This is a genomic window from Psychrobacter sp., from assembly GCF_018260395.1.
Lineage (GTDB): Bacteria > Pseudomonadota > Gammaproteobacteria > Pseudomonadales > Moraxellaceae > Psychrobacter.
In genome coordinates this window covers 1-6516 of sequence record NZ_JAGLBC010000130.1, presented here as the reverse complement: position 1 = coordinate 6516, position 6516 = coordinate 1, and the positions used below count along the sequence as shown (strand labels likewise).

Sequence of the window (6516 nt, the reverse complement as noted above, 5' to 3'; positions counted from 1 at the left end):
TATGAAAGATAATGGCGAAAGTAAAGCAATATTTTACTATCTCAAATGCAATTATAAATAAATTGAAATAGGTTAATTATAGAGTTTTTAAATATAATTCCTTATAGACTGCATCAATCAAGATTACTAGCAAAACTTATCTTATTACATCTTGTTAATAACAATGTTTGTAAATAGTCATAAAACTTTAAAATTGAATTTATTAGCATATGTTAATATAAGTCATACCAATATAAGTCTTACCGATTTAGTTATAAGTAGCTAGTTATAAGTAATTAGTACAAAGTTAGAAATATTTCTACACTAAATTAATCATTGATATTATTTAAAATACCTCCATAATATTAGTTAAGTGAATAAGTGTTTACTGAATTCAAGTTTTGTATAGTTTCAGTCATTAATACCAGCAAGTATTGCCCAATAAGGTGTCACTACAATAAGCGGTAACTCAGAATAAGCGGTAACAGAGAAGTTATGCCAACAAGTCTACGATACCTCGTTTATGCCATAGGTTTAGTTTGTTAAAGAAAACTTTGAATATCAAGATTTTTTAATTTTATTCTAAGGTTTTTTTTAGAAGCGATTTAAGCTTATAGCTAAGTCAACGAAGGTAAGGAGAACATCGATGAAGTTTAATAAATTACTATTACCCCTGTTGACTGGTCTAGCGCTAACCAGTATTCCAACATTGAGTAACGCCGGTGTTGCAGAGCGCTATGATGCCAGCTGTGCCACTTGCCATTCTAGTGGCGCATTCAATGCGCCTCAAAAAGGTGATGCTCCATATTGGAACAAATTAAAAACTGAAAAAGGCATGCCAGCTTTGGTAAAGTCAGTCAAATTAGGTGGTAAACAGATGCCAGCTGGCGGGTTATGTGCGGATTGTAAAACCAGTCAGGACTATGCTGAGTTAATTGACTATATGTCTAAATAGCAATTACATTTTAAAAAATTGCACTTTCTTTCCTTAAAAAAAATTTTTTAATAATGCATTAATTATCTATCATTTATGCCTCATTTGATTATGTAACAAACTTAATTTATAACCCTAAAACCCTGATTAAATCAGGGTTTTAGCATTTATAAGCTAGCTTAAGTACAGTTTATTACTACATACTGACTAATATGTCACGGATAGGTAGCTATTTTTACAAAACTATTGATATAATAATGGCATTAATTAATCTATGTGAGTAGTTATAACTGAACCATGCGCTGATAGCTTTTCCATATTTTTGGATTAAGTGATACCTTATGTTTATTGTTTGACTATCATCGTATCAGCCTGAAAGTTATAGTTGCTTAGCTACCGCCTGAAAGACTTAGTAGGATTAGACTACAATGAAAAAATTGCTCGTTGCCACCAGCCTATGTGTTGCCAGTATCAGCGCCAGTGCAGCTATCACTGTACCTAAATACGATGCTGCAGCCGGTCAAAAAATTGTTGAAAACAACTGTGCTGCTTGTCATGGCATGATGGGGGTTAGTGTTGTTCCAACTCAGCCTAACCTTGCTGGTCAAAATGTCCGTTATCTTTTTAAACAGTTAAGAAACTTCAAAACTGGCTATCGTATCAACGGTATTATGCAAGCCCAAATTGCTAACTTAAATGAGCAAGATTTAGCGAACGTGGCTGGTTATTTTTCTGAGCAAAAACCTTGGGGTGCTTTCGCAGGTAATCCAGCCACTGCTGAAGAAGCAAGTCATTTATTCTTAGGCGGTGATAAAAAGCGTGGTGTGATTGCTTGTTCAGGCTGTCATGATCCTAAAGGAGCTGGTAATGCATACGCTGCCTTCCCACGTATTGGTGGACAACATGCCGAATACCTAGGCATACAGCTAAAAAGATTCCGTGCTGCAGGACGCGATGATGATGTTCCTAAAGATCAAAAGCGTTTCAATGACGGTGCTAAAGAAGGCGATAAAGGTATGATGCAAGTGGTTGCGTCTAAACTTAGCGATCGTGATATCAAGATTTTATCGCAATTTGTTAGTGCAGTTCATTAATTTAATGGCTTAGTTAGGTTTTCAAGCTTAATCATTATAACTGTATTATGATAACTGTTAAATCGACTATCATTAATGCAGCTGAAGAAATTTTATAAGTACAAACCCCGTTCTTCGGGGTTTTTGTTTATTATATAATTAAAATTTTAATAGCGCCTAAATGAGTCTTAGTCATTTAGAGTTGATAATATAGCCCAATATCTTTGAGATACTTGTATGACTTTGATTTGGCTATTCACCTTCAGTCAGATTGTCTTTTAACACAATTTTAAACCATGGATATCAGCATGCATAATCGTTTTGGCTCTTTACTTATTGCTGCATTATTACCATTACTTCTATTTAGATGGTTTGTTCCAACGCCTATCGGCCAAATTGATTTTTGGTTAATGTGGTTAGTGGCAATGGTGGTAGTAGGATTGCCTTTATTGTATGCCGAGATAGGTTTGGCTCATCGTAGCCAAAAAATACCGGCACAAGGGATTCAAGAACTAACTAGACAAGCGGACACAAGTACGGTATGGCGTAGTTTTGTATGGCTGACTGTTTTGCTATCTCTAGTTATCGCTGGAATAAGTATTGATGCGGTTAGTGCCAATCTATTACAAGCCTTACAAGAATTAGGGATATCTTTTGATGTACCACAATACGCTTTAGCCGTTATTATGGTAATCATCGCCGGTATGCTAAGTTTGCTTGGCGGCGGCACTTTGGCAGTGTCTGTGGCATTAATTGCAGTAGCCTTTGTGATGGCTGCTGTAAATAACCTATCATCTTTGGCACTTATCATGACTGAGCCAAGCTTAGGTGAGTGGGGCAGAGCAGTGGTACTTGCCTTGGTAAGCGTTGGCGTTGGGACAGGATTGTTCTGGTTTAATAATCCATTAGTAAGCCGTGACCTTAACCATAGTTCAGAAGTAGGGCGCAATACTCGTGAAATTGCTACAAAAACTGCACTGCCAATCTGGCTGACTCAGTTAGTCATCGGTAGCATGGCGTTAATCTTTACAACATCTACTTTCTCACCAATAACGGCAATTATCTATGCATTCGGGGTGTTAACGGCTTCTGCATTCTTTATACATTATGCCAGTAGTCAAATAGCCACCGTGTTCAAGCGTTTTGGGATTTGGATTGCAACTGTCATTAGCATGGTACTAACCGTATTAATGCTAGTATTAGCTACGCCTAAGGGCTTAACCATAGTTTTGGTCATTATTAGTATTATTAGCGCATTGATTTTAGCAATTTTTTCTGGCTGGAAGATGAAAATTAGTCATATGCGTAAATCACTAAATTTTGGCTCTGAAGGCATCTATAACATTTGGCGTGTCGCCATTCGGATTTTTGTACCTATTTTAATCATTGTTGCTGTGGCAGGATGGTTATTAGGATGATGGTAGCTAATATTATAGGTGGCGCTAATGATAAGCCTAAAATACCTATAAGTTTGGCTTATGCACCGTCGCCTACTAAAAGTGTTTACATCGAGATTGAAGTTTGCTCAGGCACTACGATATTGCAAGCATTACAGCAAGTGGGCTGGATGCACGAGTATCCCTTTTTAAAACAGTGGTGTGAACAACATAAAGATGCGGATCAAGTGGATAATAAAAGTTGGTTGGTAGGTATATTCTCTCAAAAAAAGCCATTAAATTATGTGCTAAAGGCTCATGATAGAATTGAGATATATAGGCCATTAACGATTGACCCAATGCGTAAGCGTAAGAAACGAGCGGTTACTCAATAGGGATTGTTATGATAGTTACGTATATAGGTATATAGGTATAAGAAATAAAATGTAAGGATAAAAATTGTGGTATCAACAGATGCCATCTACTGCCTTAAAGCTAGAATCGGTGGCGACCGCTATAATTAGAAAAATAGCTTTAATTCAAGAAAAGCAATTGCCCCTCTTTAAAGGTTAAAAGGGGCAGAGTTAAACAGCCTTGAAAATCTATCAATTGACTATTTAGTCATTGGTAGACTTTCAAGCCCTTCGACTTTTGTTACTATATCAGAGTTATCAAAATAAATGATAAGATGTTGACTGGCATTATTAATCACCTTTTTGCCTTCACGCTCACCATAAGTGCCTGGTGTATAATCGTAAATATAGTCCCAACGATTTGGAGCAAGGGTGTCACGCACATCAGGACTTCCGATTAAATATAAAACTTGATTTTTGCTCATACCCGGTTGAATTTGCTGCGCTTGCTTTTGTGTAATTGGTGTTCCTTGCGGCAAATCAATTTTATAAACACCAAAGATTGAACACGCAGATAAAGATAGCGTGGCGGCAATAGCAATTGGATAACATACAGTTTTTAATATATTCATAATTTCACGTTTTAGAATGACCTAATTTAACCATTAGACGAATATCCTAATGATTCAAGACAGTGATGAGAATTACCAAATTTCTGGTAATTATAAACCGACATTAAAGTTTTAGTAAGATAACTAAGTTAAAGTAGCTGAAGTAAAGTAGCTAAAATAAAATAGATAGTGATAAACCTAAATTGGATTAGCCAAACTTTGCTAGTTTTGATAAATGATACGTCAATTACTTGCAATTGCCTACCACTTACGACAGTATTTAATTAATTTTGCATAATTTAATAGCTTAGTGGTTCATAGTTAGTACTTAATCAGCTAGCAGTTCAGCAACATACCAGTTAATAGTCTAACACGGGTTTCACTCACAAATTATAAAGTTATAAGGATAGCAATGAAAATTACCAATCAAGAACTTCGTAAAGCCGGATTAAAAATTACTTTACCTCGTATAAAGATTCTTGAACTGTTAGAACGTTCAGAAAATCATCATATGAGCGCTGAAGAAGTTTATAAGGCTCTGATTGAGCAAGGAGAGGATGTAGGATTGGCAACTGTTTATCGAGTGCTGACCCAATTTGAGCAGGCAGGGATTGTTGAACGCCATAATTTTGAGAATAACTTATCTGTGTTCGAAATTACCCAAGACGAGCATCACGATCATATGGTATGTGATGTTTGCGGCAAGATTATTGAATTTCATAATTCTATTATCGAACAAGAACAACTTAAAGTTGCAGCAGAACAAGGGTTTAGATTATCGGGTCACTCCCTAGTACTTTATGGACTATGTGCAAATGAAGCCTGTCAGGATTCAGCTAGAAAAAATAATAAGCATGGCAATGTTTAATATGCGTTGTTTAACATGGCACTGGTTAACATAGTCAGCATTTAGTATATTTTAAAGACTCGTTTTAAAGCGAGTTTTTTAAGTGATTGATATTTTTTATCTTTCAATAATTCAAACTGATTAAGTCAATTAGTAAAAAGCTCAATCAAACTATTTGACTAGGTTCAATAAGCTTAAGCTCTACCAAGCGTTTAAAGCTTTGTTCAAAAGTAAACATACCTAAGTTATTACTAGTTTGAATCACAGAGTACATTTGAGCCAACTTGTTTTGACGGATTAAGTTACGAATTGCAGGGGTTGTGATCATTATTTCATGTGCCGCAATGCGACCTGAGTGGGGACGTTTAAGCAAAACTTGAGAAATGATAGCCTGTAAAGACTCAGACAACATGGCTCTAACCATCTCTTTTTCTGCAGCGGGGAAAACATCTATGATTCTATCTATGGTTTTTATTGCAGAATTAGTATGTAAGGTAGCAAATACCAAGTGACCTGTCTCAGCTGCTGTAAGCGCCAACCGAATACTACTCAAGTCTCTTAATTCTCCAATAACAATAACGTCTGGATCTTCTCTTAAAGCTGAGCGTAGAGCCATATTAAGCTCTAAAGTATGCAGATTTAGCTGGCGTTGATTGACCAAACTCAATTTTGAATCATAAATAAACTCTATAGGGTCTTCAATCGTTAAAATGTGAGCAGGTCTGCTGCTATTAATATAATCAATCAAAGCGGCTACTGTGGTAGATATGCCGCAGCCTGTAGGACCTGTTACCAGTACTAAGCCTTGTTTGAACTTGGCAATTTTCTCAAAGGTAGAAGATATAGTAGGAGCTGTATTGCCAGAGCTTGATAGAGTTGAGTTTTGTATTGCTTGTTCATTAAGATTTAAGTGTTGTAAATTAGGAACACTAGAGGGAATGGCCCTAAATACAGCGGCTGAACCTCTATTTTGAGTGAAGGCATTAATTCTGAAGCGACCAATATCTGGTAATGAGAATGCATAATCAATTTCAAAATTTTGCTGAAAAAGAACATATTGACTATTGGTCATGGTGCTAACAATATAATTATTAACTTGCGTTGGCTGTAAGGCGGCAATATCTAGTGGAACCATGTCTCCGTCTATTCGTAACATTGCTGGCATGCCTGCCGATAAATGTAAGTCTGAAGCTTGGCACTGATTGGCATAACTCAGTAGGTTTTAAATACTATTCAAGGTGACTACTTCCTTGTGTGGCCTATTTGTCACTAAATACATCCTTTTTAATGAATTAATAATGTCGTTAAAGATTATGTCGCAACTGGTATCATAACAAGTCTAT

7 protein-coding genes are annotated in these 6516 nt (G+C 36.1%); 5 read left to right on the top strand and 2 right to left on the bottom strand.

From position 1 onward, the window contains the following. Positions 1 to 625 precede the first annotated feature (625 nt). The 4 genes from QZ265_RS09080 to QZ265_RS09065 all read left to right on the top strand — a co-directional run bounded on the left by QZ265_RS09080 (position 626) and on the right by QZ265_RS09065 (position 3757). Entirely contained in the window at positions 626 to 934 is a 309-nt protein-coding gene (locus tag QZ265_RS09080; protein ID WP_296405490.1) for a c-type cytochrome, read from the top strand. Between the two features lie 407 nt (positions 935 to 1341). After that, positions 1342 to 2007 carry a c-type cytochrome gene (locus QZ265_RS09075; RefSeq protein WP_296405488.1) on the top strand — a complete coding sequence of 222 codons (666 nt, stop codon included), beginning with the start codon at positions 1342 to 1344 and terminating at the stop codon, positions 2005 to 2007. A 287-nt stretch (positions 2008 to 2294) separates the two neighbouring features. Continuing rightward, positions 2295 to 3404, top strand: coding sequence for a hypothetical protein (locus QZ265_RS09070; protein ID WP_296405486.1), 1110 nt, complete (start codon positions 2295 to 2297; stop codon positions 3402 to 3404). Next, positions 3401 to 3757: an RnfH family protein gene (locus QZ265_RS09065; RefSeq protein ID WP_296405484.1), complete on the top strand. Its 357-nt coding sequence runs from the start codon at positions 3401 to 3403 to the stop codon at positions 3755 to 3757. The genes QZ265_RS09070 and QZ265_RS09065 overlap by 4 nt, the downstream gene beginning before the upstream one ends. 218 nt (positions 3758 to 3975) lie before the next feature. Here the strand turns inward: QZ265_RS09065 and bamE are convergent, their stop codons facing one another. Continuing rightward, entirely contained in the window at positions 3976 to 4347 is a 372-nt protein-coding gene (bamE, locus tag QZ265_RS09060; protein WP_296405482.1) for an outer membrane protein assembly factor BamE, read from the bottom strand. A 391-nt stretch (positions 4348 to 4738) separates the two neighbouring features. Between bamE and fur the strand changes: the two genes are divergently transcribed. Then, entirely contained in the window at positions 4739 to 5194 is a 456-nt protein-coding gene (gene fur / locus QZ265_RS09055; RefSeq protein WP_296405480.1) for a ferric iron uptake transcriptional regulator, read from the top strand. A gap of 145 nt (positions 5195 to 5339) precedes the next feature. Here fur and QZ265_RS09050 read toward each other — a convergent pair whose 3' ends face one another. Then, on the bottom strand, positions 5340 to 6389 hold the full coding sequence (locus QZ265_RS09050) for a type IV pilus twitching motility protein PilT (protein WP_296405492.1): 1050 nt from the start codon (positions 6387 to 6389) through the stop codon (positions 5340 to 5342). Positions 6390 to 6516: the final 127 nt, after the last annotated feature.